Consider the following 25,405-nt stretch of genomic DNA (forward strand, 5'->3'; position numbering starts at 1 on the left):
GCGCGCGGCAGGGCGGCCGAGGGCGCCGCGGAGGGTTCCCGGGGGCCGTGCGGGAGCGCGCGCACCGGGTCTTGAGGCGGCGTCTGCCACGGGGCCGCCGGCGCGAGGCGGGCCGGCGCCGGGCGCGGCCCGGGCCCGTGCGGCGGACCGGTGCCGCGCGGCGCCGCCCCCCGCGAAGCCGTCGGGGCCCAATCCGGCACCTACGCATTGACCTGGCCGGACCACTCCTCTTACCTTCACACGGCAGTCATCTCCGCGCCACCCCCACGTGTGCTCAGGAGGTCATGCCCGTGCGCCCCACCGCCGCCCTCTCCGCCCTTCTCGCCACCGCCCTCGCCGCCACCGCGCTCACCGCGTGCGGCGGCGGCTCCGGCAGCGGCCCCGACACGGTCAAGGTGTCGTACAAGCAGTCCACCGACAACTCCGTGAAGGTGATGGACACCTATCTCGCCGGGATCAAGGCGGAGTTCGAGAAGAAGTACCCCGGCAAGAAGGTCGAGTTCGTGCCGATCAAGGCGCCGGACTCCGAGTACTACACCAAGGTGCAGCAGATGCTGCGGTCCCCGCGGACCGCGCCCGACCTGGTCTACGAGGACACCTTCCTCATCAACTCCGACATCACCAGCGGGTACTTGAGGCCGCTCGACGCCTACCTCGCCAAGTGGCCCGACTGGCAGCGGTTCATCGACACCGCGAAGTCGGCGGCCCGGGGGGAGGACGGGAAGACGTACGGCGTTCCGGACGGCACCGACACCCGCGGGCTGTGGTTCGACAAGCGGGTGTTCCGGAAGGCCGGGCTGCCGGCGGACTGGCAGCCGGAGAACTGGGACGAGGTCCTCGCCGCCGCCCGGACCATCAAGCGGAAGGTGCCCGGCGTCACGCCGCTCAACGTCTACACCGGCAAGCCCGCCGGCGAACGGGCCACCATGCAGGGCTTCGAGATGCTCCTGTACGGCACCGGCGACGGCACCTCCGATCCGCTCTACGACAGCACCGCGAAGAAGTGGATCACCGCGGGGCAGGGCTTCGAGGACGCCCTGGATTTCGTCGGGACCGTGTACCGGGAGAAACTCGGCCCCGAGGTGTCCGACGCCCTCGATCCCAACTTCGCCACCGCCGTCAACGGCGAACTCCTCCCCCAGGGCAAGCTCGGCATCGACCTGGACGGCTCCTGGCTGCCGCAGGCCTGGCTCCCGGGCAGCGGCCACGCCTGGCCCGGCTGGTCGAAGCAGCTGGGTCTCGCGTACATGCCCACCCAGCACGGGCAGGCACCCGGCAAGGTGAGCATGTCCGGCGGCTGGGCCTGGTCGATCCCGGCCAAGGCCGGCAACCCGGACCTCGCGTTCGACTTCATCAGGACGATGCAGACCGAGGCGAACGCCAGGAAGTGGTACATCGCCAACTCCGGTATCTCGGTGCGCGAGGACGTCGCGAAGGACCCGGCGTACGCGAGCGCCCAGCCCGGCATCAAGTTCTTCACCGACCTGGTGGCGAGCACCCACTACCGGCCCGCGTTCCCGGCGTACCCGAAGGTGTCGACCGCCGTGCAGGAGGCGATGGAGGGGGTCACGACCGGTGATCTGTCCGCGGCGGAGGCCGCGAGCGGCTACGACGCCACGCTCAAGGACGTCACCGGCGACCGAGTGATCCAGAAGTGAGGCGGCGCCACCTGGTCCTGCGGACCCTCCCGCTGGCCCCCGCCGTGGTCCTGCTCGCCCTCTTCCTCGCCGGACCGATCGCCTACTGCGTCTACATCGCCTTCACCGACCTCCAGCTGACCGGCCAGGCCCACTCCTCCTTCGTCGGCCTCGCCAACTTCCGCCGGGCGTTCCGGGACGACGCGTTCCTGAACGCCGTATGGCTGACCCTGGTGTTCACGGTGCTGTCCTCGCTCGTCGGGCAGAACACCCTGGGGCTGGCCCTGGCCGCGCTGATGAAGCGGGCCTCCAAGCCGGTCCGTACCCTCGCCGGCGGGGTCGTCGTCACCGCGTGGGTGCTGCCCGAGGTCGTCGCCGGGTTCCTGCTCTACGCGTTCTTCCGGCGCGAGGGCACCCTGAACGCGATCCTGGACTGGCTGCATCTGCCCCGGGAGAACTGGCTGTTCACCCTGCCCGTCCTCGCCGTCTCGTTCGCCAACGTGTGGCGCGGGACGGCGTTCTCGATGCTCGTCTACTCCGCGGCGCTCGACGAGATCCCGGCCGAGATCACCGAGGCCGCCGAGGTGGACGGGGCCGGCGGCTGGCGGCGGCTGTGGCACATCACGCTGCCGATGATCCGCCGCTCCATCGGCACCAACCTCATGCTCAACACCCTCCAGACGCTCTCCGTCTTCGGGCTGATCTGGGTGATGACCCGGGGCGGTCCCGGTGACCGGAGCCAGACCCTGCCGCTGTTCATGTACGAACAGGCCTTCCAGAACAGCATGATCGGGTACGGCACCGCCGTCGCCCTGCTCCTGCTGCTCGTCGGCTCCCTGTTCTCCGCCGTCTATCTGCGGCTGCTGCGGACGGAGGTCTGATGCCCCGCAAGCGCGCCTCCCGGCGTCTCGCCGCCGATGTCTCGCTCCTCGCCGTGGCCGCCGCCTTCGCGCTGCCCCTCGTCTGGGTGCTGCTGTCCGCCGTGGATCCGGGCGCCGGGCTGCGGGTGAAGGTGCCGGACGGACTCACCCTGGACAACTTCCGGGCGGTCCTGACCCCGGACATCACCTACACCCCGCTGCTCAACAGCCTGATCCTGTGCGGGGGCGGCACGGCGCTCACCGTCGTCTGCGCCGCCCTGGCCGCCTATCCGCTGTCCCGGTTCCGGTCCCGGCTCAACCGGCCGTTCCTGCTGACGATCCTGTTCGCGACGAGCCTGCCCATCACGGCGATCATGGTGCCGGTGTACGCGCTGTTCGTCCGGGTGAACCTGATCGACACCCTGCAGGGCACGGTCTTCTTCTTCGCCGCCTCCCAGCTGCCGTTCGCCATCTGGCTGATGAAGAACTTCATGGACGGCGTGCCGCGGGAGCTGGAGGAGGCGGCCTGGACGGACGGGGCCTCGGCGGCGCAGTCCCTGATCCGGATCGTGCTGCCGCTGATGGGCCCGGGCGTCGCGGTCGTCACCGTGTTCTCGTTCGTGATGATGTGGGGGAACTTCTTCGTCCCGTTCATGCTGCTGCTCACGCCGGACCAGATGCCGGCCTCGGTCAGCATCAACGACTTCTTCGGCAACCGGGGCATGGTGGCCTACGGACAACTCGCCGCGTTCTCCGTGATCTATTCGACGCCGGTCATCCTTTTGTATGTTCTGGTGGCACGGCGGCTCGGCGGCGGCTTTGCGCTGGGCGGTGCGGTGAAGGGGTGACGCGGGGTAAGACCAGGTCACAGCGGTATGGCACGGGGTGCCAGCGCACTCGGTGCGATCACCCCGTACGTTTCTACGATCCGTGATCTCGGTGGAACCGACCGTAGTCATCGCCCCGGCGTGCCCCTACTTTGTGCCGGGTGCGCCACTCAGCCCAACCGAACCCTCCGGCCCTCCCGTTCAACGCCCCGGCCGCCCGCAGGCTCCGCGCCGCGCTGGGCATGGGGCCCGAGCACGTCGCCTACGGAATGCGTGCCTCCTACGGACTGCCGTACGTCACCCCTGACCTCGTGATCGCCTGGGAGCGCGGGACCACCGCTCCCAGCAGCCCCGAACTGACCGCCCTGGCCGGTGTGTTGTGGTGTGCGCCGGGCGAACTCATCGGCCGGCCGCGGACGCTGCGCGAGCACCGCATGGCCCGTGCCGTCGCGCCCGAGGACGTCGCCCACGCCGTCGGCATGGAGCTGCGCGCCTATCTGCGGGCGGAGGAGAGCGGCCAGTGGCGGGGCAACGAGCGCCAGTCGGCCGAGCTGGCGCGGGCACTGGAGCTGGCCCTGCCCGACTTCGTGGCCGTCACCGGCCGCGAGGCGAAGCTCGCCGATCTGCTGCACAGCGCGGTGACCACCCGCTGGCAGGCCTATGTGCGTCCGGTGATGAAGCTCGCCCCGGTGGACAAGGGCGTCCTGGAGCAGGTCCTGCAGGAGCTGCACCAGGACTACCAGGGGCACATGGCCGCCACCCTCAGCTGGGGCGGCGGCAGCCGGAGCGCCAGCGAGCCGGGGCAGAGGTTCCTCGACGACATCGTCGACCGCTTCTGGACCGCCGTGACGGACCGGACCGGCTGACCGGACCGGCCGACCGTGCCAAAGGACCCGGCCGAGGGAGCCGACCGGGGGGCCGGCCGCGCGTTCCCGGGGGCCGGCCGGTCGCCCTAGAAGACCGACTCGGCCTCGTCCATCCGGTCCTTCGGCACCGTCTTCAGCTCGGTGACCGCCTCGGCGAGCGGCACCATCACGATGTCGGTGCCGCGCAGCGCGGTCATCCGGCCGAACTCGCCGCGGTGCGCGGCCTCGACGGCGTGCCAGCCGAAGCGGGTGGCGAGGACGCGGTCGTAGGGGGTGGGCACACCGCCGCGCTGGACATGGCCGAGGATGACCGGCTTGGCCTCCTTGCCGAGGCGCCGCTCCAGCTCGTAGGCGAGCGCGGTGCCGATGCCCTGGAAGCGCTCGTGGCCGTACTGGTCGATCGCGCCCTTGCCGTAGTCCATGCTGCCCTCGACGGGGTGGGCGCCCTCGGCGACGCAGATGACGGCGAACTTCTTGCCGCGGGAGAAGCGCTCCTCGACCATCTTGACCAGGTCGGCGGGGTCGAAGGGGCGCTCGGGCAGGCAGATGCCGTGGGCGCCGGCGGCCATGCCTGATTCCAGGGCGATCCAGCCCGCGTGCCGGCCCATGACCTCGACGACCATCACCCGCTGGTGGGACTCGGCGGTGGTCTTCAGCCGGTCCATCGCCTCGGCGGCCACGCCGACGGCCGTGTCGAAGCCGAAGGTGCGGTCGGTGGAGGAGATGTCGTTGTCGATGGTCTTGGGCACGCCGACGACCGGGAGGCCGGCGTCGGAGAGCATGCGGGCCGCGGTCAGGGTGCCCTCGCCGCCGATCGGGATCAGCGCGTCGATGCCGAACTCCTCGACCATGTCGGCGGCGCCCTCGCAGGCCTCGCGCAGCCGGTCGCGCTCCAGCCGGGAGGAGCCGAGGATGGTGCCGCCGCGGGCCAGGATGCCGCTGACCGCGTCCAGGTCGAGGCCGCGGTAGTGCCGGTCCAGCAGGCCCCGGTAGCCGTCCTCGAAACCGATGACCTCGTCGCCGTACTGGGCCACCGCCCGGTGCACGACCGACCGGATCACGGCGTTCAGGCCGGGGCAGTCGCCGCCTGCGGTGAGGACTCCGATGCGCATCGTGCTGTGTCTCCTGCTCGCTGTCGGTGCCGGTGAGCCAGTGACGATTGTTTCACGTCCGCCGGACCGGTGAAGTCTTGACGGGCGCCTTATCCGTCGACAGAGGTATTGTCAAGAGGGTTCCGCTCACCTCGGTGGGCGATTTTTATGCCGACAGGATGACGCCCACAGGCCGGCACGGACGCCCAAGATGGCATGGACGGCACGGACGACATGAGGAACGGAGTGGACGCGTGACGCGCAGCGTGTACGTGACCGGGATCGACCGCGGTGACGGCCGCCAGGTCGTGGAGCTGGGAGTCATGGAACTCCTGACCCGGCAGGTGGACCGGGTGGGCGTGTTCCGGCCGCTCGTCCACGATCGGCCCGATCGGATGTTCGAGCTGTTGCGCTCCCGGTACCGCCTCTCCCAGGACCCGGCGTCCGTGTACGGCATGGACTACCACGAGGCGTCCGCGCTCCAGGCCGAGCAGGGCTCCGACGAGCTGGTCTCCACCCTCGTCGACCGCTTCCACCAGGTGGCCCGCGACTACGACGTCGTCCTGGTCCTCGGCACCGACTTCGCCGACACCCAGCTGCCGGACGAGCTGGCCCTCAACGCGCGGCTCGCCAACGAGTTCGGCGCCTCGGTGATCCCGGTGGTGGGCGGGCGCGGGCAGTCCGCCGAGTCCGTGCTCGCCGAGACCCGCAACGCCTACCGCGCCTACGACGGCCTGGGCTGCGACGTCCTCGCCATGGTCGCCAACCGGGTGGCCCGGGAGGACCGCGACCAGCTCGCCGAGCGGCTCGGCAACCGGCTGCCGGTGCCGACGTACGTCCTGCCGGACGAGCCCGCGCTGTCCGCGCCGACGGTCGCCCAGATAGCCCAGGCCCTCGGCGCCAAGGTGCTGCTCGGCGACGACGCCGGGCTCGCCCGGGACGCCCTCGGCTTCGTCTTCGGCGGTGCGATGCTGCCGAACCTGCTGGGCGCGCTCACCCCCGGCTGCCTGGTCGTGACCCCCGGGGACCGCGCCGACCTGGTCGTCGGCTCGCTCGCCGCGCACAGCGCCGGCACCCCGCCGATAGCCGGTGTGCTGCTCACCCTGAACGAGGTGCCGAGCGAGGAGATCCTCACGCTCGCCGCCCGGCTCGCCCCGGGCACCCCGGTGCTCTCGGTCCCCGGCAACAGCTTCCCCACCGCAGAGCGGCTCTTCTCGATGGAGGGGAAGATGACCGCGGCCACCCCGCGCAAGGCGGAGACCGCGCTCGGCCTGTTCGAGCGGTACGCCGACACCGCCGGCCTGGCCCGCCGGGTCTCGGCGCCGAGCAGCGACCGGGTCACCCCGATGATGTTCGAGCACAAGCTCCTGGAGCAGGCCCGCTCCGACAAGCGGCGGGTGGTGCTGCCGGAGGGCACCGAGGAGCGGGTGCTGCACGCGGCCGAGGTGCTGCTGCGCCGGGGCGTGTGCGATCTGACCCTGCTCGGGCCGGTGGACCGGATCCGCAAGAAGGCCGCCGACCTCGGTATCGACCTCGGCGACACCCAGCTGATCGACCCGGCCGCCTCCGGGCTGCGCGACTCCTTCGCCGAGAAGTACGCGGCCCTGCGCGCCCACAAGGGCGTCACCGTCGAGCTGGCCTACGACGTGGTGTCCGACGTGAACTACTTCGGCACCCTGATGGTCCAGGAGGGCCTGGCCGACGGCATGGTGTCCGGCTCCGTGCACTCCACCGCCGCCACCATCCGGCCCGCCTTCGAGATCATCAAGACCAGGCCGGACTCCTCGATCGTCTCGTCCGTGTTCTTCATGTGCCTGGCCGACAAGGTGCTGGTCTACGGCGACTGCGCGGTCAACCCGGACCCCGCCGCCGAGCAGCTGGCGGACATCGCCATCCAGTCGGCGGGCACCGCGGCGCAGTTCGGCGTGGAGCCGCGGATCGCGATGCTGTCGTACTCCACCGGTACGTCGGGCTCGGGCGCCGACGTCGACAAGGTGCGCGAGGCGACCGAGCTGGCACGCTCGCGCCGGCCCGATCTGAAGATCGAGGGCCCGATCCAGTACGACGCGGCCGTGGAGCCGTCGGTCGCCGCGACCAAGCTGCCGGGGTCCGAGGTGGCGGGCCAGGCCAGCGTGCTGATCTTCCCCGACCTCAACACCGGCAACAACACCTACAAGGCCGTGCAGCGCTCGGCCGGCGCGATCGCCGTCGGCCCGGTGCTGCAGGGTCTGCGCAAGCCCGTCAACGACCTGTCCCGGGGCGCTCTGGTCCAGGACATCGTGAACACCGTCGCCATCACGGCGATCCAGGCCCAGAACCCCAGCGAGAAGGCTGACCAGCAGTGACCTCCCCCACCCGCGTCCTCGTCCTCAACTCCGGCTCCTCGTCGGTGAAGTACCAGCTGCTGGACATGCGGGACAGCAGCCGGCTCGCGGTGGGCCTCGTCGAGCGCATCGGCGAGCAGACCTCCCGGCTGAAGCACACCTGCCTCACCTCGGGCGACACCCGCGAGCACACCGGGCCGATCGCCGACCACGAGGCCGCCCTCAAGGCGGTCGCCGAGGAGCTGACCCGCGACGGCCTCGGCCTCGACTCCCCCGAGCTGGCCGCGATCGGTCACCGCGTGGTGCACGGCGGGCTGTTCTTCACCGAGCCCACCGTCATCGACGACGAGGTGCTCACCGAGATCGAGCGGCTGATCCCGGTCGCCCCGCTGCACAACCCGGCGAACCTCACCGGCATCCGCACCGCGCAGGCGCTGCGCCCGGACCTGCCCCAGGTCGCCGTCTTCGACACCGCGTTCCACACGACGATGCCGGAGTCGGCGGCGCGCTACGCGATCGAGCCGAAGATCGCCGACCGCCACCGCATCCGCCGCTACGGCTTCCACGGCACCTCGCACGCGTACGTCTCCCGGGCGACCGCGCGGCTGCTGGGCAAGGACCCGTCCGAGGTCAACGTGATCGTGCTGCACCTGGGCAACGGCGCCTCCGCCTCCGCGGTGGAGAAGGGCCGGTGCGTGGACACCTCCATGGGCTTGACGCCGCTGGAGGGGCTCGTGATGGGCACCCGCTCCGGCGATCTGGACCCCGCCGTCATCTTCCATTTGGCACGGGTCGGCGGAATGTCCATGGATGAGATCGACACTCTTCTCAACAAGAGGAGCGGTCTGTTCGGTCTGTGCGGGGACAACGACATGCGGGAGATCCGCCGCCGGATCGACGAGGGGGACGAAGAGGCCGCGCTCGCGTTCGACATTTACATTCACCGGCTCAAGAAGTACATCGGCGCCTATTACGCGGTGCTCGGCACGGTGGACGCGGTCGCCTTCACGGCCGGCGTCGGCGAGAACGCGGCACCGGTGCGGGAGGCCGCGATCGCGGGCCTCGACGGCCTGGGTCTCGCGGTCGACCCGGAGCGCAACGGCGTGCGCGGTGACGAGCCCCGGCTGATTTCGCCGGAGTCCGCCCGGGTGGCGGTCGCCGTGGTGCCGACGGACGAAGAACTGGAGATCGCGACCCAGACCTACGCACTGGTCGGAATGAACAACTGAATAGCACCTGAGCGGTGTGCCACTCATTTGTACTTTCCGCCAGACGGAATATTCCGTAGCGAAACAAACCGATAGGATCGCTCCATGCGCCGTTCGAAAATCGTCTGTACTCTCGGCCCCGCGGTCGACTCCCACGAGATGCTCGTCGCCATGATCGAGGCGGGCATGAACGTAGCCCGGTTCAACTTCAGCCACGGCAGCCAGGCCGAGCACCAGGCGCGGTACGACCGCGTCCGGGCCGCGTCCAAGGAGACCGGCCGCCCCATCGGCGTCCTCGCCGACCTGCAGGGCCCGAAGATCCGCCTGGAGACCTTCGCCGAGGGTCCGGTCGAGCTGGAGCGCGGTGACGAGTTCGTCATCACGACCGACGACGTGCCGGGCGACAAGCACATCTGCGGTACGACGTACAAGGGTCTGCCCGGTGACGTCTCGCGCGGCGACCAGGTCCTGATCAACGACGGCAACGTCGAGCTGAAGGTCCTGGACGTCGAGGGTTCGCGGGTGCGGACGATCGTCATCGAGGGCGGTGTCGTCTCCGACCACAAGGGCATCAACCTGCCCGGCACGGCCGTCAACGTCCCGGCGCTGTCCGAGAAGGACGTCGAGGACCTGCGCTTCGCCCTCCGCATGGGCTGCGACATGGTCGCGCTGTCCTTCGTCCGGGACGCCAAGGACGTGAACGACGTCCACCGCGTGATGGACGAGGAGGGCCGCCGGGTCCCGGTGATCGCCAAGGTGGAGAAGCCGCAGGCGGTCGACAACATGGAGGACGTCGTCATGGCGTTCGACGGCGTGATGGTCGCCCGTGGCGACCTCGCCGTCGAGTACCCGCTGGAGAAGGTCCCGATGGTGCAGAAGCGCCTGGTGGAGATGTGCCGGCGCAACGCCAAGCCGGTGATCGTGGCGACCCAGATGATGGAGTCGATGATCACCAACTCCCGGCCCACCCGCGCCGAGGCCTCCGACGTCGCCAACGCGATCCTGGACGGGGCCGACGCGGTCATGCTGTCGGCGGAGTCGAGCGTGGGCGCGTACCCGCTCGAGACCGTGAAGACGATGTCGAAGATCGTCGTCGCGGCCGAGCAGGAGCTGCTCTCCAAGGGCCTGCAGCCGCTGGTGCCGGGCAAGAAGCCGCGCACGCAGGGCGGTTCGGTGGCCCGCGCCGCCGCCGAGATCGCCGACTTCCTCGGCGCCAAGGGCCTGGTCGCCTTCACCCAGTCCGGCGACACCGCGCGCCGGCTGTCCCGGTACCGCGCCTGCCAGCCGATCATCGCCTTCACCACCGACGAGGCCACCCGCAACCAGCTCACCCTCAGCTGGGGCGTGGAGTCGCACATCGTGCCGTTCGTCAACACCACCGACGAGATGGTCGACCTGGTGGACCAGGAGATCGCCAAGCTGAGCCGCTTCGACTCGGGCGACACGGTCATCATCACCGCCGGCTCGCCCCCCGGCGTCCCCGGCACCACCAACATGCTCCGCGTCCACCACCTGGGCGGCCAGAGCAGCTGATCCGTCCCGCACGGACCCGGCACGACACCGAGGGCGCCCCCTGCGACAGGGGGCGCCCTCGGTGCTTCGCGGCTCCCGGACCGGCTTGTGCGACCGCTCAGTCGGTGGTGTACACGTGCATGCCCGGCACGTGCAGGTTGCCGCCGAACTGCGCGGCCTGTACCACCTTGACGTCGGTGAAGTAGATCAGCGGGATGTTCAGCGGCGGCGGGCTGTCGGGGCTGAACGTCACCGGGATCAGGCCGAACAGGTTGCCCGAGATGCTCTCGGTGTACATCACCGTGTCGCCACCGGTGATGGTGGACGTCGAGCCCTTGGCCGCCTGGACGTGGTAGGTCTTCTTGGCCTGCTTGTCGTTCACCGTCTGGTGCAGGTCACCGATGTCGGTGCCGCTGGAGATGACGTACTTCAGCACCTTCTTCTTGGTGCCGTCGGCCGTCTTCACCTCGACGATGCCCTGGTAGTCGGCGCCCTTGAGGAGCAGGGAGCTGGCGTTCAGGTACCAGGGGTCGTCCGCCACCGGCACCTTGTTGTCGACGCCGCCCTCGTCGTCCGTGGCCGCCGGGCAGTCCTCCGCCGAGGCGGAATCACTGGCGGACGGGCTCGGGGTGGCCGGGTCCGTCGCGTCGCCGGCCTTCCCGGCGGCGTCCCCGGCCTTCCCGGCGGCGGTGCCGGCGGCGTCCCGGGCCTTGTCGGTGACCTTGTCCCCGGCCTTGTCGGTCGCCTTCTTCACCGTGTCCTCGACGGTGTCGGAGGCGCCGGTGCCGGAGTCCTTGCCGGCCTTGCCGGCCGTGCCGCCGCCCGCCGGGGTGTCCGTGGCGGACGACGACGGGGACGCGGACGGGGCCGGGGTCGCGGACCCCGTACCGGAGTCCTTGTTCCGGCCGCCGGTGAGGATGTCGCCGATCGTGTCGCCGATCTGGCCGAGGATGTCCCCGCCGCTCTTCTCGGTCGCCGACGGCGCCGGCGTGTCCGTGGCACCGCCCGAACCCGGCTCCGGGGAACCGGAGTCCGAGCCGGCCGAACCCGGACCGGAGGTCGCGGTCGGCTCGGGCGCGGACTCGTCGCCGGAACCTGAATCCGGCGAAGAGGTGCCGCCCGAGCCCGCGGTGTCCTCGGTACCGTGGCCGTCCTCGGCGTCCGCGGTCCCGGTGGAGGACGGCGTGGGCGTGTCGGCGGGCGTGCTCTGCGACTCCGAAGGCGACGGCGAGGACGAGGGGTCCCCGGCGTCGTCCAGCGCCTTCACGCAGTCCTTGTACTCGTCGGCCGTCAGGCTCTTGGCGGACGTCGACGGGGACGGGCTGCCGTTGTTGTCGGCGAGCGCGAGCGTGGACGTGAACCCCATGCCCATGAGGACCGCCGTGGGCATCGCGACGGAGGCTATGGCCTTGCCCGCGGGCATGTGGAACCTGGTGAACAGCGGCTTTCTGGGGGCCGCGTGGCGGGGCCCGGTTCTCGCGCGGGACACGTCCACGTCGGTCCCGCGGGTCACCTCGTCAGCCGGCACTGTGCCTCCCGTTCGCCCCGTTGGCCGGGCTCGTTCCTGACAGGTCGTTCTCCCACGGCGTCTTGTAGGTGTGGGAGGGGCTCGCCTCGCCCGCCGGGCCCGCGCCACCCTGGTGCGGCACCGGGCCGGTGCCCTGGTGCGGCGCCGGGGCAGCCTCGGGGGCACCGCCCGCGGCCGGAGCGGCCCCGGCCGGCGGCTGCGGCTGCGGAGGTGCGCCGGGGGCCCAGGCCACGGCCATCGCTCCGCCGACCAGGGCGAAGAGGAAGCCCACGACGAAGCCACCGAAGTTGGACACCGGGATGGACACCAGCCCGAGCAGGATCGCGGCGACACCCGCGAAGGTCCGTACGTGCTTCTGGAACCAGAGGCTGATGCCCAGAACGATGAGCAGCACACCGATGATCAGGGACCCGGCTCCCGCGGTGGTCGACATCGCCAGCGTCAGATGCCCGAACCGGAGGTGGGCGTACGGGAAGTACATGATCGGAAGGCCGCCGAGCAAGACGAACAGACCAGCCCAGAACGGACGCGTGCCCCGCCAGGCGCGGAACTGCAGCCTCCGGCGGGTGAACTGGCCGGGTGCGGCGGCAGGAGTCTCGGCGCTCATGGAAAACAGCTCCCTGGTGCGGCGTTGCTGTGGTGGTGATGTGTGCCGCGCGTGAGGACGCGGCCGGAGAGTGGACGGGCGGGGGCGCCATCGGCTCCCCCGCCCGTCAGCGAGTGCCTAGTAGCACTCCTTGACACCCGTCGACAGCGACATGTGCAGACCGCTGAGCTTGAAGGTGCCGGCGGTGGTCGCCCACGCCGTCTGCTTCACGCCGACCAGCGTGGCCTTGTCGGCCTGCTGGGCGAAGCCGAAGGGGTTGGCCTGCTCGCCGCCGCCCTTCATGCCCGGACCCTTGGAGGCGTCCTTGGTGGCCACACCGATGTCGATGTTGTCGAACGTCGCGTCGGCTTGGAGGTCGGCAACATCGATGTAGATGTTGTCGGCCTGGACCTTGTCGTGGCCCTCGCCGCCGGCCCGCAGGATCAGGCTGACGTTGCCGAAGATCGGCACGTCCGGCGTGACCACGGACTGGCACAGGTTGGTGATCTCGGCGTGCTTGAACGCCGAGACGGCCACCGGGTGCGCCGTCTTCTTGCCGTCCATCGTGTAGCCGCTGTCGATGGCGCCGTACTGCTCGAACCCGGTGCCGACGAGCTGGTCGGCGGACACCTTGAACGACTGGCCGGACACGCTGAACGAGGCGGCGAGAGCGCCCTGCGCGAGGGCGACACCTATACAAGCCGTGGCGGCCACGCTGGGCACCATGACCACAGCGAACCGCTTCCATCTGGTCCCGCCACGCACCTGGGACTCCATATTTCCTCCTTCTCGGACGTACATCTCCTGGCCCGGATGCGCCCACGTTCGGCGGCTCAGCCGGGCAGGGATGGGAGAAGTGCTACGTCCTCGGGAAGGAGAGCGCCTGCGCTCGGCGGCGCGAACCGCGCCCGAATCACCGGCGATCACCCCCGAGCGACAACCACTGGTCGCGCCTGACACGCATCACGCACAACCCTGCTGGACAGGCTTCGCCGGCCGGCGAAGACCCCCCTGTCCTAGAGCCGGCGCCACTGCCGCCGGCTCTGCTCGGTGGGGACCCTGAGTCTCCCGCGACCCGGCCGGATGCCGGGGTACGGGAATGGACCGAGCGTCGCCGATCGTGGTGCATTCTCGCCCCCGGCACAAGGGGGTTCGTTACTGGCTAGTAACGGCTGGATAACCGGAGGACGACCGACCGGTCTCGGAGCGCGACTCTCGGTGGCATCAAAGGGCAGAGCAAAGCCGTTGATCCGTGGACGAATCCCGACAGATCAACGGCTTCGACTTACTCCGAGTAACAGCAGCCGCGATTACCAAGATTTGGTAAAGCGCGGCTGCCCTGACGCCTCATCGGCGAATCTTTCACCCCGGCAACACAAGCCGTGGCGTTTAGCGACTGGTCAGAACAGCGCCCGGGCCAGCGCCCGGCGCGCACCGATCACCCGCGGGTCCTCCTGGCCCACGACCTCGAACAGCTCCAGCAGGCGGACCCGTACGGCGTCCCGGTCCTCGCCCGCGGTGCGCTGCACGGTCTCGATCAGCCGCCCGAAGGCGTCCTCGACATGTCCGCCCACCAGGTCCAGGTCGGCGGCGGCGATCTGCGCCGCGACGTCCTTCGGCTGCCCGGCGGCGTCCTGACGTACCTTCTGCGGATCCATACCCTGCACCCGCTGGAGCAACTCGGCCTGCGCCAGGCCGAGTTTCGCCTCGGGGTGCGCCGGGTCGTCGGCCAGCACGCTCTGGTAGGCCCGGACGGCCCCGCCCAGGTCGCCCTCGTCCAGCGCCTGCGCGGCCGCGTTCAGCGCCGCGTCGTAGGGGCCCTCGGGCACCGCCGTCTCGGCCGGACCGCCCGGCTCGGCGTCCGCGTCGACGGTCAGGCCCGTCAGGCCGAAGCGCTGCTCGCCGACCGCCACCAGCTGGTCCAGGGTCTCCCGGATCTGCTGCTCGCCGGCCGCGCCCTGGAACAGCGGCAGCGCCTGGCCGGCGACGACGGCGAAGACGGCCGGGATGCCCTGGATCCCGAACTGCTGCATCAGCATCTGGTTGGCGTCGACGTCGATCCGGGCGAGCAGGATGCGCCCGTTGTACTCGACGGCGAGGCGCTCCAGGAGGGGGCTCAGCTGCTTGCAGGGCTCACACCACTCGGCCCAGAAGTCGATGACGACGGGGACTTCGGCGGAGCGCTGCAGGACGTCCCGCTCGAATCCTGCCTCATCGACGTCGATGACGAGATCGGCCGGGGAGACGGCCCCCGTCCCGCCCTGTCGGGCGGCTTCGGCGCGCGTCTGCTCGGCTTTGGCCTTGGCCTCCTGGGCCGCCTTCACCGCGGCGAGGTCGACGACACCGCTCATGGACATGTTCCGTGGCTGCATGCGTCTATCCTCCCCCGATCCCGTGCCTGAGTGAAAAATCGATGTACGTGAAAAGCGAGGTGCGGCGCCGGGTCCCCACCCCACGCCTGTGGTCGTCGCCCGTGCAGGTGCCTCACGAGCTTTCGCTACGACCCGTAGCGTAATGCCAGGAGGGCACCGCGCGACACCACACCCCGGTGATCTCCCTCACGGCTGCGCACGACCCGCCGGTTATGGTCGGGGGATGCAGAGCCGCACCCCCGCCAGCCGCACCGGGCGCCCGCGCAGCGCCGCCGCGGACACCGCGATCCTGGCCGCGACCCGGGAGGCTCTCGTCGAACTCGGCTGGTCCCGGTTCACCCTCGGAGACGTCGCGACACGGGCCGGGGTTGCGAAGACGACGGTCTACCGCCGCTGGGCGGGCAAGAGCGAGCTGGTCACCGATGCCCTCGCCACCCTGTTCGACCAGCTGGTCCTGCCGGACCGGGGCAGCCTGCGCGCCGATATCGAGGGCGTGGTGCTCCAGTTCGCCGAGCTGCTGGAGCAGCCCGCGACCAAGACGGCGCTGATGGCGGTGGTCGCCGAGGCCACCCATGACGAGGCCCTGCGGCAGCGGCTCCGCGAGAAGATCGTGGCCCGGCAGAAGCGGCTGGTGGTCGAGGGGCGCCGCCGCGCCCAGCACCGCGGGGAGATCCCGGCGGACGCGACCGACCCCGCTCCGCAGATCGACCTGATCTTCGACGTGATCGCCGGTGCGGTGGTGCACCGCACCCTGGTCTCCTGCGAGCCGGTCGACGCGGACTGGGCGGCCCGGTTCGCCGCCGTCCTGCTGGACGGGCTCGCCACCGCCGGCGCCTGAGCCGCGCCCGTACCCGCCGTTCGCCCTGTGACATTGACACGACTCTTGTCACAGTGTCATGTCACCGTCATTCTGGTCGGGCGGATCTACTCGCATAGATCCGTACGTCGCACCGCTCCACCTGACCGCGTCACCCCACTCGCCAGGAGGACCGATCCACGTGAGACCCCGTCATCCCCGCCGCCGCGCAGCCGTGGCCCTCGCGGCCGCCCTGGCCGCTCTCGGCACCGGCCAGGCCCTCGGCGCACCGACCGCCTCGGCGGCCCCGCGCTCCCCCGCACCCGCCGCCGCGGTGGCCGCGGCACAGGACCAGGCCGCACGCGCCATCGCCGGCTCGCTCTCCGACCCCGTCTGGCGCGCTCGCGTCCGCACGGCGGCACTCGCCTCCGACGAGGTGCCCGTCGGCACGCTGGCCGAGGGCTCCCTGAAGTCCGCCCTGACCGCGGCCGACCACCGCGTCGCCGTCGCCAAGGGCCTGGACGGCCAGGTCGGCTCACTGCTCCGGCTGCGCTTCGGAGACGACTCCATGCGCACCGCGCCGGCCGCCGGCGGCGTCCCCTGGGTCGCCGCCGCGGCCTCCGACGACGACACCGCCTCCGTCACCGCCTACGACAGCCGCGGCCGGGCCCACACGCTCGACGCGCGCGAGGCGCCCGCGCACCCGGTCTACGTCGTCGACATCGACGGTGACCAGGCGCTCGCCGCCGGTCTGCGGGTCCTCGGCACGGAGCTGCACCGGCTCGGCGTCGCCTCGGCCGCCCCCGCCGCCGGGCATCGCACCAGGACGCCCCGCCCGGACACCGCCGGCCGGTCCGCGGGCGCTGCGGCGGCCGGCTTCTGGACCACCCGGATCACCTCGGTGGAGCTCTCGGACGACGAGGAGCCCTGGGTCAAGGGCGACGCGGAGATCTACACCCTGGTCACCGGCTTCGGCCAGGACGGCAAGGTCCGCGTCGACCCGGTCGACATGCCCTACCTCGACAACGACGGCACGGTGTACCGGCCGAACCAGATCCTCGTCAACTGGTCGAACTACAAGTACGACCTGGCCGACGCCGTGATGATGGAGGAGGACGGCAGCACCAACTACCGCGACCTCGCCAAGGCCATCGCCACGGCCCTGCTCACCATCGCCGACCAGGGCGCCTACATACCGCTCGTGAACGCCGTCCTGGACGCCATCCCGGACGACTGGTGGACCGACGACCCGGACTACGTCGACTCCTGGTACACCCTCGCCCGGAGCGACGACGGCACCCGTGACGGCGCCCGGGGCAACGGCCGGATGACCGTCGAGCCGTACTTCGTACCGGAACTCTGAGCCGCGCCGCCCCCGGGCGGGGCGGCGGCGGGCCGGCGGAGCGACTCCGCCGGCCCGCACGTGTCCCCCGGCCGCCCGCCGACGGCCGCCGACGGCTGCCGTCAGAAGCCGGCGGGCTCCGTGTACACCCCCCACTCGTCCCGCAGCACCCCGCAGATCTCGCCCAGCGTCGCCTCCGCGCGCACCGCGTCCAGCATGGGTCCGATCATGTTGGAGCCGTCCCGTGCAGCGGCCAGCATCGCGTCGAGCGCGGACCGTACGGCGCCCTCGTCCCGGGCCGCCTTGCGCTCGGCGAGCACCCGCACCTGCTCCCGCTCCACCTCATGGCTGACCCGGAGGATCTCCAGGTTCCCGGTCACCGACCCGGTGTGGGCGTTGACGCCCACGACCCGCTTCTCGCCCTTCTCCAGAGCCCGCTGGTAGCGGAAGGCGGACTCGGCGATCTCCCCGGTGAACCAGCCGTCCTCGATCCCGCGCAGGATGCCCGAGGTGACCGGCCCGATCGGGTGCCGCCCGTCCGGATGGGCCCGCAGGCCCCGCTCCTTGATCTGCTCGAAGATCTTCTCCGCGTCCGCCTCGATCCGGTCCGTCAGCTGTTCGACGTACCAGGCGCCGCCCAGCGGATCGGCCACGTTGGCGACCCCGGTCTCCTCCATCAGCACCTGCTGGGTGCGCAGCGCGATCTCCGCCGCCTGCTCGCTGGGCAGCGCGAGGGTCTCGTCCAGGGCGTTGGTGTGCAGCGAGTTGGTCCCGCCGAGCACGGCCGCCAGCGCCTCCACGGCCGTACGGACCACGTTGTTGTACGGCTGCTGCGCGGTCAGCGACACACCGGCCGTCTGCGTGTGGAAGCGCAGCCACTGCGCCTTGTCGGTCTTCGCCCCGTACACGTCCCGCATCCAGCGCGCCCAGATGCGCCGGGCCGCGCGGAACTTGGCGATCTCCTCGAAGAAGTCGAGGTGCGCGTCGAAGAAGAAGGACAGACCGGGGGCGAAGACATCGACGTCGAGGCCGCGGCTGAGCCCCAGCTCGACATAGCCGAACCCGTCCGCCAGCGTGTACGCCAGCTCCTGCGCGGCCGTCGCGCCCGCCTCGCGGATGTGGTACCCGGACACGGACAGCGGCTTGTACGCGGGGATCCCCGCCGCGCAGTACTCCATGAGGTCGCCGATCAGCCGCAGATGGGGCTCCGGCTGGAACAGCCACTCCTTCTGGGCGATGTACTCCTTGAAGATGTCGGTCTGCAGCGTGCCGTTGAGGACCGACGGATCCACGCCCTGGCGCTCGGCGGCGACCAGGTACATGCAGAAGGCGGGCACGGCGGGCCCGCTGATGGTCATGGAGGTCGTCACATCCCCCAGCGGGATGTCCTTGAACAGCACCTCCATGTCGGCGGCCGAGTCGATGGCGACCCCGCAGTGCCCGACCTCGCCGAGCGAGCGCGGGTCGTCGGAGTCGCGCCCCATCAGCGTCGGCATGTCGAAGGCGACGGACAGGCCCCCGCCGCCGGCGGCGAGGATCATCTTGTACCGCTCGTTGGTCTGCTCGGCGTTGCCGAAGCCGGCGAACTGCCGGATCGTCCAGGTACGCCCGCGGTAGCCGGTGGGATGGAGCCCACGGGTGAAGGGGTACTCCCCGGGCCAGCCGATCCGCTCGAATCCCTCGTACGTGTCACCCGGCCGGGGCCCGTACACCGGCTCCACGGGGTCGCCGGAGAGCGTGGTGAAGTCCGCGTCGCGCTTGCGCGCGGCGTCGTAACGGGCCTGCCAGCGTCGGCGGCCCTCCTCGATGGCGTGAGCGTCCATACCCTCGAATTTACTAGGACGTCCTAGTAAATGTCGATGGCATACCGCCGTACGGATTCCGTACGGCGGTGTGACTAGGCCTTGACGGCGGCCGGGACCTGGTCGCCCGCCCTGGCGTCCAGCTCGCGGCTGATCTTGCGCTCGACGAAGAAGGCGGCGGTGGGGATGGTGCCCGCGAGGAGCACCCACAGCTGCTTGCCGACCGGCCACTTCGCCTTGGAGCCCAGGTCGAAGGCGAAGATCAGGTAGACGACGTACAGCCAGCCGTGGGCGATGGCGACGACCCGGGTGAAGTCGGCGGCACCGTCGACGTCCAGCCCGTACTTCGCGATCATGCCCAGGCAGAGCAGCACCAGGAGGACACCGGTGAGGTAGGCCATGACTCGGTAGCGGGTCAGCACGCTCTTTTTCATGGAGATGAGCGTAACCACCCGTTCCGGGAGATCTTGGCCCGGGTCACTCGTCGAAGTCGTGTGCCGCGACCCGCAGCGGGCGGAACATCGCGAAGATCTCCTGGCACTCCTCCGCGTCGTACGCCCCGAGCCCGAAGTCCATGGCCATCAGGTCGCGGGTGGCCGCGTCGACCACCTCACGGCCCTTGTCGGTGATGACGGCGAGGGTGCCGCGGCCGTCGTTGGGGTTGGGGCGCTTGGCCACCAGGCCGGACTTCATCAGCCGGTCCACGGTGTTCGTCACCGATGTGGGATGCACCATCAGCCGCTCGCCGATCTTGGACATCGGCAGCTCACCCGCCTTGGAGAAGGTGAGCAGCACCAGCGCTTCGTAGCGGGCGAACGTCAGTCCGTACGGCTTGACCACCGCGTCCACCTCGGCGAGCAGGATCTGCTGGGCCCGCATGATCGAGGTGATCGCGGCCATGGACGGCACGTTGCCCCAGCGCTGCTTCCAGAGCTCGTCGGCGCGGGCGATGGGGTCGAAGGGGAGACTGAGAGGCTTCGGCACGTCATCAGACCCTACCGGCCGGTCATATGCCGGTCAGCTCCGTCTCGGGTTTCGGTCACCCGCCGGTCCCGGCCGGCCTGCGGACCGGCTCCCGGGCCGCCCGGCGGCCGGGGCGAGGGCGCCGCAGCACAGCCTGCCGAGCCCGCCCGCGCCCGCCCACCCGCGCGAGGAACGCGAGGAACGCGAGGAACGCGAGGAACGCGAGGAACGCGAGGAAGGTGCCGACGGTGATCAGCGGGGCGCGGCGGGGGGGGTGACGGCGGTGAGCAGCAGTCCGCCGAGGCAGTAGCAGGCGAGCAGGGCGCTCCGGGCGACGAGCAGGGCGCTCTGGGCGACGAGCAGGGCGCTCTGGGCGACGGAGGGCAGGCCAGGAGGTGGCGCCGCCAAGGGGGCGGGGCAGTCGGCCACCGCGGACGGACGGCCACCGGGTGCGGGCGGACACCGGTGCGGACGGCCACCGCTCCGGACGGATGTCAGGTGCGGGCGGTCGCCGGGGCTAGCCGTTCCGCCCCGCCGCCCGGCGCCTCAGCTGGTGCCGGACGGCTCGCTGGGCGACCGGGCCCAGCGACTCCACCGCGGCCACCAGCGCGCCGAGCTGCTCCAGCGCGTCCAGCGCCGCGTGCGCCCCGGCCTCGTCGACCCCCTCGTACAGCTCGATGCCCACGAAGGAGGCGGCGACCGCGCGGGCCAGCCCCGCCGGGTCGGCGAACTCGCCGAAGGGCGTCGCCGCCAGCACCCGTACGAGGACCTGTTCGATCTCGTCGATCCACTCGCCGAGGCCGGCGGCCGTGGCCGGGCCGAGGGCCGGATGGGTCGGGGCGCCGGCCAGCAGCTGGCCCAGCAGGGCCACATGCCCGTCCGCCCGCTCGTGCGTATGGATCTCGCGGCCCACGGCGAGCAGCTCGGAGAGCGAGCCCACCTCGGCCAGCCGCTCCCGGTACCGGGCCACCGCCTTCCGCGCCCCGTACCGGCAGGCCGCCGCGAGGAGTTCGTCCACGGAGCCGAAGTGGTAGAAGACCAGCGCCTGGTTGACCCCGGCCGCCGCCGCGACCGTACGCGCGGAGGTCTTGGCGATCCCCTGCTCGGTGAGCGTCCGCAGCGCGCCCTCCAGCAGCTTGTTCTTCGTCTCCAGGGACTTGGCGGTCTCCGGGCTCACGCGCGCGACTCCTCACGGACGGGCCGCAGCCCGGGCCGCACCCCGCCCCCGCGGATGTCGGTGTACGACGCCGTGAAGGAACCCTGGTAGCCGAAGAGCGGGCCGAAGTACCGGTTCACGACCCGGACCCGGATCCGGAAGCGGCCGGCCGCGTCGTCGTAGGACTCGCGCACCTCGGCGGTGGCGCCGATCAGTTCGGGGACGCGGACGTCCACCGGGCCCTCGCGGAAGCGGTGTTCGCCGGAGCGGATGAGCAGGGAGCCGTCGGGCTCGGCGTGGAAGTGCAGCTCGCTGGCGAGGTGCTGATGGGTGCCGAGGTAGTCGAGGATGCGGTCGCCCTTGGGGCTGAGCACCATCTGGGCGTCGAAGCGGCGGGGGCGGCCCGGCAGGTCGAAGGTGCGCACGAAGCTCACCGTCTCACGGCCGTGGGTGTCGGCATAGGGCACGTTCTCGATCACGAAGGGGACGTTCCGCCCGGCCTCGGGGACCAGGATGTTGCGGGTGGTGCCGAGGGCCAGGAACGGCTTCACGAACGCGGGACCGTGCCAGACGCGCTCCATCACGCCCCGGCCGGTACATGCCTCGCCGCTCGCCAGGCCGACCGAGAAGCGGCGCTGGAGGCGCGGGTGCAGACGGTCGAAGCCGGAACCGAGCACGGCGCGGAACATCGAGGTCATGAGTGCTTCTCCAGGGTGCGCAGGATACGGGGCGCCCGCACCCTGGTCGCCGGCGCGCGCAGGCAGCGGCGGGCGGCGGGGGTGGTGGCGAGCGGCTTCTTGAACAGGGCCAAGAAGACGCCGACGACCAGCAGCAGCGGGCACAGGAAGGCCAGGGCGTCCGTGAAGGGTCCCGGCAGGCCGGGGAGCGAGCCCCGGCCGAGCCCGGCCGCGCACAGAGTGAGGACGAGCGCCCGGACCGCCAGCTCGGCCAGCCAGTTGCGCAGCGCGCGCTCCGGGGTGATCCCGCGCTCGAGCCACAGCCGCAGCCGGTCGAAGGACCAGGCCGTCGCCCAGCCCATCAGCGGACGGAACAGCACGCGGTCGGCGAGCGCGCCGAACGCCCCCCAGCGCGGGCGGTAGTCGTATCCGGTGAGGAAGCGGACACCGTCGCCGACCGGGACGTAGCGCCAGTAGCCGCTGCCCTCGGCGAGCAGGGAGAGGGGGTGCGGGGAGGCGAAGCGCAGGGCGGAGGTGCGGGTGCCGTCGGGGCGCTCCCGCTCCCCCGCCGAGACCCCGGTGCCGGAGACCGTGAGGAACGGCAGCACGCGCACGGCGTACCGGAAGCGCTGCGGCTCGCCCTCCGCGCGCGGGAGGTGATCGATCTCGGTGAACCTCAGGTCCCAGCGCTGGTGCCGGGCCGGGTCCTGGGTGTGCGCCCACAGCGCGTCGAGGTCGGCGCGGATGCGCGCCTCTATGTAGAGCCCCATGTGCCTTCGTACCCCCGTCACCAGGCGTTTTGAGCGAGTGCTCAAACTCTTGGAGATGAAGGTACTCCGTTTTGAGCGGTCGCTCAATCGCGGGGGGCGAGAAAACCCCGGCCCTGGGCGGGCCGGGGTCTTCCGCGGCTGCGGACTACGGGGCCAGGTGGCGCTCCACCGTCTCGACCTTGCTGGTCAGGCCGTCGGTCACGCCGGGCCGGATGTCTGCCTTGAGGACGACCGACACGCGCGGCGCGCGGGCCTCCACGGCGGCGACGGCGCGCTTGACGACGTCCATGACCTCGTCCCACTCGCCCTCGACCGAGGTGAACATCGCGTCGGTGCGGTTGGGCAGCCCCGACTCGCGCACGACCCGTACGGCGTCGGCGACGTACTCCCCCACGTCCTCGCCCACGCCGAGGGGGGTCACGGAGAAGGCGACGATCATGCGTTCACGGTTCCTTCCTGGCGGGCCCGCGCGGCGATGACGGCGTCCTCGGCCTCGCGGCGCAGCTTGCGCTCGGCGAAGAAGCCGCCGGTGGGCAGCACCGAGAGGACGAAGTAGAGGGCCGCCGTCTTCCACGGCCACTTGGTGCGGCTCCAGGCGTCGGCCCAGAAGATCACGTACAGGATGAACAGGACGCCGTGGACGGAACCCATCACGGGGACCGCGTCGAAGTCCGAGGTCCGCTTCAGCACCGAGCAGAGGAGCAGGATCAGGAAGGACACGGCCTCCGGAGCCGAGACCAGGCGGAGGCGGCGGAGGGCGGTGGCGGTCTTGATGTCCACGGGTCACCTTCGGGGAGTTTCGACGACGGTCTGCCGGTTGCGGCCTGCCGAAACGGCCTGCCGGTTTGTGAAAGCACGCACAAGCGTTCCTCCATTGTGGCAAACGGTGTCCCTAGGGGTCCGCTCAGGGTGGGTATCCACCCCCGGGCCCTGTTCCGTCCACCCGCGGCACCGCTACTTTCGCAGCGTGGCGATGTTCCGGCTCCAGGGGAGCAAGGTCCTCGCCGTCGACATGACCGGGGACGCCGTGAAGGCGAAGAACGGCTCGATGGTCGCGTACGACGGGCAGATGGCCTTCAAGAAGCTGAGCGGTGGCGGCGAGGGGCTGCGCGGGATGGTGACCCGGCGGCTCACCGGCGAGCAGATGACGGTGATGGAGGTGAAGGGGCACGGGACCTGCTGGTTCGCGGACCGCGCGTCCGAGATCAATCTGGTCGGCCTCCACGGGGACAAGCTGTACGTCGAGGCGGGCAACCTGCTGGCGACGGACGCGGGGCTGCGGACGGGCACGACGTTCACGGGGCTGCGCGGTGCCTCGCAGGGCAACGGCCTGTTCACGACGACGGTGGAGGGGCACGGCCAGGCGGCGATCGTCTCCGACGGCCCGGCGGTCGTCCTGCGCGTCAGCCCGCAGTACCCGCTGATCGTCGACCCGGGCGCCTATGTCGCCCACCAGGGCGACGTCCGGCAGACCTTCCAGTCCGGTGTGACGTTCCGCACGCTTCTCGGGGAGGGCGGCGGCGAGGCCTTCCAGATCCGCTTCGAGGGCGACGGCCTGGTCTACGTGCAGCCGAGCGAGCGGAACACGATCGCGGGGGACCTGTGAGATGACCTTCCGAGAGATCAACTCCAAGATGGTCGAGGCGACCGTGCTGCCGGGGCAGCGGCTGTTCAGCCAGCGCGGCGCGATGCTCGCCTACCGGGGGGACGTGTCCTTCACGCCCAACGTCCAGGGCGGCCAGGGCGGGCTGATGTCCATGCTCGGGCGCCGGGTGGCAGGCGAGGCGACCCCGCTGATGACGGTCGAGGGCAGCGGCACGGTCTTCTTCGGGCACGGCGGCCATCACGTCCATGTGATCACCCTGGGCGGCGACACCCTCTATGTGGAGGCCGACCGGCTGCTCGCCTTCGAGGGCTCCCTGCGGCAGGGCACGATGTTCATGGGCTCGCAGGGCGGGGTCATGGGCATGGTGCGCGGGCAGGTCACCGGGCAGGGCCTGTTCACGACGACCCTCCAGGGGAACGGCTCGGTGGCCGTGATGGCGCACGGCGGCGTCTTCGAGATCCCGATCACCCCGCAGCGCCCGGTCCACGTCGACCCCCAGGCCTACGTCGCCCACCACGGCGACGTGCGCAACAAGCTCTCCACCGCGCTCGGCTGGCGCGACATGCTGGGCCGCGGCTCCGGCGAGGCCTTCCAGCTGGAGCTGAGCGGCAACGGCACGGTGTACGTACAGGCGTCGGAGGAGAAGCTGTGAGCACCTACGGACCCCCGGGCGCCGGCCCCGTCGTGTACGACCCGATGACGCTGCCCGTCGACGACAACGTGAACACGTACACGTTCTGCGTGGAACTCAAGAGCGGCCAGTGGTTCCTGCAGAAGGGGAAGATGATCGCCTACTACGGGGCGATCGAGTTCAACGGCATCGGGCATGGTCGACTTGACCGACTTGTCCGCACGTCGTTCCATTCGCCACTGCACGCGAGCGACTGGGTCGTGGCGGCGGGCTCCGGCAAGATGCTGCTGGCCGACCGGGCCTTCGACGTCAACTCCTACGATCTGGACGACGGGAACTTGACCATTCGCGCGGGCAATCTGCTCGCTTTTCAGCCAAGTCTCGCGCTCAAGCAATCGATCGTGCCGGGTTTTCTGACCCTTATCGGAACCGGGAAGTTTGTGGCCGCATCCAACGGTCCGGTGGTGTTCCTGGAACCCCCGCTCCGGGTCGACCCCCAGGCGCTCGTCGGGTGGGCCGACTGCCCGTCCCCGTGTCACCACTACGACCACGGGTACATGGCGGGTGTGCTGGGCGGACTCCGTGCGATGACTGGCCTCGGCGGGGTCTCCGGCGAGGAGCACCAGTTCGAGTTCGTCGGCGCCGGGACGGTTCTGCTGCAGTCCACGGAGGCCCTCATGGCCGAGGCGGCCACCGGCGCGGTGCCGTCCGAACCGGGGGTGCCGGGAGGTGGCGGAACGGCACCGGGCGGACACGGTCCGCAATCGTCGGGCGTACCGCGCCTTCCCGGACAGCTGGGGGACCTCCAGCGTCGCTTCGGGCTGTGAGCGGTAGTCTGCGGAGTGTGACGT

Annotated in this window: 26 protein-coding genes; 12 read left to right on the forward strand and 14 right to left on the reverse strand. The window is 70.9% G+C overall.

What is annotated here, in order from left to right:
- The first annotated feature begins 284 nt into the window (after positions 1 to 284).
- The 4 genes from ACF073_RS00085 to ACF073_RS00100 all read left to right on the forward strand — a co-directional run bounded on the left by ACF073_RS00085 (position 285) and on the right by ACF073_RS00100 (position 4,190).
- Positions 285 to 1,658, forward strand: coding sequence for an extracellular solute-binding protein (locus ACF073_RS00085; protein ID WP_392065300.1), 1,374 nt, complete (start codon positions 285 to 287; stop codon positions 1,656 to 1,658).
- The gene (locus ACF073_RS00090) at positions 1,655 to 2,518 is read left to right on the forward strand and encodes a carbohydrate ABC transporter permease (protein ID WP_392065303.1); all 864 of its coding nucleotides are present in this window, start codon (positions 1,655 to 1,657) and stop codon (positions 2,516 to 2,518) included. The genes ACF073_RS00085 and ACF073_RS00090 overlap by 4 nt, the downstream gene beginning before the upstream one ends.
- Complete coding sequence (locus tag ACF073_RS00095; protein WP_392065306.1) at positions 2,518 to 3,345, forward strand: carbohydrate ABC transporter permease; 828 nt, start codon at positions 2,518 to 2,520, stop codon at positions 3,343 to 3,345. Before ACF073_RS00090 ends, ACF073_RS00095 begins: the two co-directional genes overlap by 1 nt.
- A gap of 131 nt (positions 3,346 to 3,476) precedes the next feature.
- Positions 3,477 to 4,190, forward strand: a complete 714-nt coding sequence (locus ACF073_RS00100; protein ID WP_392065308.1) for an XRE family transcriptional regulator — start codon at positions 3,477 to 3,479, stop codon at positions 4,188 to 4,190.
- An 86-nt stretch (positions 4,191 to 4,276) separates the two neighbouring features.
- Here ACF073_RS00100 and ACF073_RS00105 read toward each other — a convergent pair whose 3' ends face one another.
- Positions 4,277 to 5,302: an ATP-dependent 6-phosphofructokinase gene (locus ACF073_RS00105; RefSeq protein ID WP_392065311.1), complete on the reverse strand. Its 1,026-nt coding sequence runs from the start codon at positions 5,300 to 5,302 to the stop codon at positions 4,277 to 4,279.
- A 233-nt stretch (positions 5,303 to 5,535) separates the two neighbouring features.
- On the opposite strand from ACF073_RS00105, the gene pta reads away from it, so the two are divergent.
- The 3 genes from pta (at position 5,536) to pyk (ending at position 10,346) form a co-directional block, all read left to right on the forward strand.
- A complete protein-coding gene (pta, locus tag ACF073_RS00110) occupies positions 5,536 to 7,626 on the forward strand; it encodes a phosphate acetyltransferase (RefSeq protein ID WP_392065314.1) in 2,091 nt (696 codons plus the stop codon).
- Positions 7,623 to 8,834: an acetate kinase gene (locus ACF073_RS00115; protein ID WP_392065317.1), complete on the forward strand. Its 1,212-nt coding sequence runs from the start codon at positions 7,623 to 7,625 to the stop codon at positions 8,832 to 8,834. Before pta ends, ACF073_RS00115 begins: the two co-directional genes overlap by 4 nt.
- Positions 8,835 to 8,918: 84 nt before the next feature.
- Positions 8,919 to 10,346, forward strand: a complete 1,428-nt coding sequence (gene pyk, locus ACF073_RS00120) for a pyruvate kinase (protein ID WP_392065320.1) — start codon at positions 8,919 to 8,921, stop codon at positions 10,344 to 10,346.
- A 97-nt stretch (positions 10,347 to 10,443) separates the two neighbouring features.
- Here pyk and ACF073_RS00125 read toward each other — a convergent pair whose 3' ends face one another.
- The 4 genes from ACF073_RS00125 to ACF073_RS00140 all read right to left on the reverse strand — a co-directional run bounded on the left by ACF073_RS00125 (position 10,444) and on the right by ACF073_RS00140 (position 14,811).
- The gene (locus ACF073_RS00125; RefSeq protein WP_392065323.1) at positions 10,444 to 11,853 is read right to left on the reverse strand and encodes a hypothetical protein; all 1,410 of its coding nucleotides are present in this window, start codon (positions 11,851 to 11,853) and stop codon (positions 10,444 to 10,446) included.
- Positions 11,843 to 12,460: a DUF6114 domain-containing protein gene (locus ACF073_RS00130; protein ID WP_392065326.1), complete on the reverse strand. Its 618-nt coding sequence runs from the start codon at positions 12,458 to 12,460 to the stop codon at positions 11,843 to 11,845. Before ACF073_RS00130 ends, ACF073_RS00125 begins: the two co-directional genes overlap by 11 nt.
- A gap of 117 nt (positions 12,461 to 12,577) precedes the next feature.
- On the reverse strand, positions 12,578 to 13,216 hold the full coding sequence (locus tag ACF073_RS00135; RefSeq protein WP_392065329.1) for a DUF6230 family protein: 639 nt from the start codon (positions 13,214 to 13,216) through the stop codon (positions 12,578 to 12,580).
- Between the two features lie 623 nt (positions 13,217 to 13,839).
- Positions 13,840 to 14,811, reverse strand: a complete 972-nt coding sequence (locus ACF073_RS00140; RefSeq protein WP_392065332.1) for a tetratricopeptide repeat protein — start codon at positions 14,809 to 14,811, stop codon at positions 13,840 to 13,842.
- A 223-nt stretch (positions 14,812 to 15,034) separates the two neighbouring features.
- Between ACF073_RS00140 and ACF073_RS00145 the strand changes: the two genes are divergently transcribed.
- Together ACF073_RS00145 and ACF073_RS00150 are read left to right on the forward strand one after the other, a co-directional pair.
- Complete coding sequence (locus ACF073_RS00145) at positions 15,035 to 15,649, forward strand: TetR/AcrR family transcriptional regulator (protein WP_392065334.1); 615 nt, start codon at positions 15,035 to 15,037, stop codon at positions 15,647 to 15,649.
- A 160-nt stretch (positions 15,650 to 15,809) separates the two neighbouring features.
- On the forward strand, positions 15,810 to 16,970 hold the full coding sequence (locus tag ACF073_RS00150) for a DUF3103 family protein (protein ID WP_392065337.1): 1,161 nt from the start codon (positions 15,810 to 15,812) through the stop codon (positions 16,968 to 16,970).
- 101 nt (positions 16,971 to 17,071) lie between these two features.
- On the opposite strand, the gene ACF073_RS00155 is transcribed toward ACF073_RS00150, so the two are convergent.
- The 9 genes from ACF073_RS00155 to ACF073_RS00195 form a co-directional block, all read right to left on the reverse strand.
- Positions 17,072 to 18,772, reverse strand: a complete 1,701-nt coding sequence (locus ACF073_RS00155) for a methylmalonyl-CoA mutase (protein WP_392065340.1) — start codon at positions 18,770 to 18,772, stop codon at positions 17,072 to 17,074.
- Positions 18,773 to 18,846: 74 nt separating this feature from the next.
- A complete protein-coding gene (locus ACF073_RS00160; RefSeq protein WP_392065343.1) occupies positions 18,847 to 19,185 on the reverse strand; it encodes a DUF3817 domain-containing protein in 339 nt (112 codons plus the stop codon).
- A 43-nt stretch (positions 19,186 to 19,228) separates the two neighbouring features.
- Positions 19,229 to 19,735 carry a MarR family winged helix-turn-helix transcriptional regulator gene (locus tag ACF073_RS00165; protein WP_392065346.1) on the reverse strand — a complete coding sequence of 169 codons (507 nt, stop codon included), beginning with the start codon at positions 19,733 to 19,735 and terminating at the stop codon, positions 19,229 to 19,231.
- Positions 19,736 to 19,966: 231 nt separating this feature from the next.
- Complete coding sequence (locus ACF073_RS00170) at positions 19,967 to 20,122, reverse strand: hypothetical protein (RefSeq protein WP_392065348.1); 156 nt, start codon at positions 20,120 to 20,122, stop codon at positions 19,967 to 19,969.
- 109 nt (positions 20,123 to 20,231) lie between these two features.
- Positions 20,232 to 20,891, reverse strand: coding sequence for a TetR/AcrR family transcriptional regulator (locus ACF073_RS00175; RefSeq protein ID WP_392065350.1), 660 nt, complete (start codon positions 20,889 to 20,891; stop codon positions 20,232 to 20,234).
- Positions 20,888 to 21,568 carry a DUF4166 domain-containing protein gene (locus tag ACF073_RS00180; RefSeq protein WP_392065352.1) on the reverse strand — a complete coding sequence of 227 codons (681 nt, stop codon included), beginning with the start codon at positions 21,566 to 21,568 and terminating at the stop codon, positions 20,888 to 20,890. The genes ACF073_RS00175 and ACF073_RS00180 overlap by 4 nt, the downstream gene beginning before the upstream one ends.
- The gene (locus tag ACF073_RS00185; RefSeq protein WP_392065354.1) at positions 21,565 to 22,317 is read right to left on the reverse strand and encodes a hypothetical protein; all 753 of its coding nucleotides are present in this window, start codon (positions 22,315 to 22,317) and stop codon (positions 21,565 to 21,567) included. The genes ACF073_RS00180 and ACF073_RS00185 overlap by 4 nt, the downstream gene beginning before the upstream one ends.
- Before the next feature lie 145 nt (positions 22,318 to 22,462).
- Positions 22,463 to 22,756, reverse strand: coding sequence for an MTH1187 family thiamine-binding protein (locus tag ACF073_RS00190; protein WP_392065356.1), 294 nt, complete (start codon positions 22,754 to 22,756; stop codon positions 22,463 to 22,465).
- Entirely contained in the window at positions 22,753 to 23,097 is a 345-nt protein-coding gene (locus ACF073_RS00195; RefSeq protein ID WP_392065358.1) for a DUF3817 domain-containing protein, read from the reverse strand. Before ACF073_RS00195 ends, ACF073_RS00190 begins: the two co-directional genes overlap by 4 nt.
- Before the next feature lie 193 nt (positions 23,098 to 23,290).
- On the opposite strand from ACF073_RS00195, the gene ACF073_RS00200 reads away from it, so the two are divergent.
- The 3 genes from ACF073_RS00200 to ACF073_RS00210 are packed head-to-tail and all read left to right on the forward strand — an operon-like array spanning position 23,291 to position 25,381.
- Positions 23,291 to 23,923: an AIM24 family protein gene (locus ACF073_RS00200; protein ID WP_392066818.1), complete on the forward strand. Its 633-nt coding sequence runs from the start codon at positions 23,291 to 23,293 to the stop codon at positions 23,921 to 23,923.
- A gap of 1 nt (position 23,924) precedes the next feature.
- Positions 23,925 to 24,575, forward strand: coding sequence for an AIM24 family protein (locus ACF073_RS00205; protein ID WP_392065360.1), 651 nt, complete (start codon positions 23,925 to 23,927; stop codon positions 24,573 to 24,575).
- Positions 24,572 to 25,381, forward strand: a complete 810-nt coding sequence (locus tag ACF073_RS00210; protein WP_392065362.1) for an AIM24 family protein — start codon at positions 24,572 to 24,574, stop codon at positions 25,379 to 25,381. The genes ACF073_RS00205 and ACF073_RS00210 overlap by 4 nt, the downstream gene beginning before the upstream one ends.
- Positions 25,382 to 25,405 lie beyond the last annotated feature (24 nt).

The organism is Streptomyces sp. NPDC015171, assembly GCF_043079545.1.
In the GTDB taxonomy this organism is placed as follows: domain Bacteria; phylum Actinomycetota; class Actinomycetes; order Streptomycetales; family Streptomycetaceae; genus Streptomyces.

What these genes read in the sequence shown, in the direction of transcription:
- ACF073_RS00200 (WP_392066818.1), top strand. Translation starts at nt 23,291, where the DNA reads ATGTTCCGGCTCCAGGGGAGCAAGGTCCTCGCCGTCGACATGACCGGG.
- pyk (WP_392065320.1), top strand. Translation starts at nt 8,919, where the DNA reads ATGCGCCGTTCGAAAATCGTCTGTACTCTCGGCCCCGCGGTCGACTCC.
- ACF073_RS00105 (WP_392065311.1), bottom strand. Translation starts at nt 5,302, where the DNA reads ATGCGCATCGGAGTCCTCACCGCAGGCGGCGACTGCCCCGGCCTGAAC.
- ACF073_RS00190 (WP_392065356.1), bottom strand. Translation starts at nt 22,756, where the DNA reads ATGATCGTCGCCTTCTCCGTGACCCCCCTCGGCGTGGGCGAGGACGTG.
- ACF073_RS00095 (WP_392065306.1), top strand. Translation starts at nt 2,518, where the DNA reads ATGCCCCGCAAGCGCGCCTCCCGGCGTCTCGCCGCCGATGTCTCGCTC.
- ACF073_RS00155 (WP_392065340.1), bottom strand. Translation starts at nt 18,772, where the DNA reads ATGGACGCTCACGCCATCGAGGAGGGCCGCCGACGCTGGCAGGCCCGT.
- ACF073_RS00140 (WP_392065332.1), bottom strand. Translation starts at nt 14,811, where the DNA reads ATGCAGCCACGGAACATGTCCATGAGCGGTGTCGTCGACCTCGCCGCG.
- ACF073_RS00180 (WP_392065352.1), bottom strand. Translation starts at nt 21,568, where the DNA reads ATGACCTCGATGTTCCGCGCCGTGCTCGGTTCCGGCTTCGACCGTCTG.
- ACF073_RS00205 (WP_392065360.1), top strand. Translation starts at nt 23,925, where the DNA reads ATGACCTTCCGAGAGATCAACTCCAAGATGGTCGAGGCGACCGTGCTG.
- ACF073_RS00130 (WP_392065326.1), bottom strand. Translation starts at nt 12,460, where the DNA reads ATGAGCGCCGAGACTCCTGCCGCCGCACCCGGCCAGTTCACCCGCCGG.
- ACF073_RS00160 (WP_392065343.1), bottom strand. Translation starts at nt 19,185, where the DNA reads ATGAAAAAGAGCGTGCTGACCCGCTACCGAGTCATGGCCTACCTCACC.
- ACF073_RS00145 (WP_392065334.1), top strand. Translation starts at nt 15,035, where the DNA reads ATGCAGAGCCGCACCCCCGCCAGCCGCACCGGGCGCCCGCGCAGCGCC.
- ACF073_RS00185 (WP_392065354.1), bottom strand. Translation starts at nt 22,317, where the DNA reads ATGGGGCTCTACATAGAGGCGCGCATCCGCGCCGACCTCGACGCGCTG.
- ACF073_RS00135 (WP_392065329.1), bottom strand. Translation starts at nt 13,216, where the DNA reads ATGGAGTCCCAGGTGCGTGGCGGGACCAGATGGAAGCGGTTCGCTGTG.
- ACF073_RS00085 (WP_392065300.1), top strand. Translation starts at nt 285, where the DNA reads ATGCCCGTGCGCCCCACCGCCGCCCTCTCCGCCCTTCTCGCCACCGCC.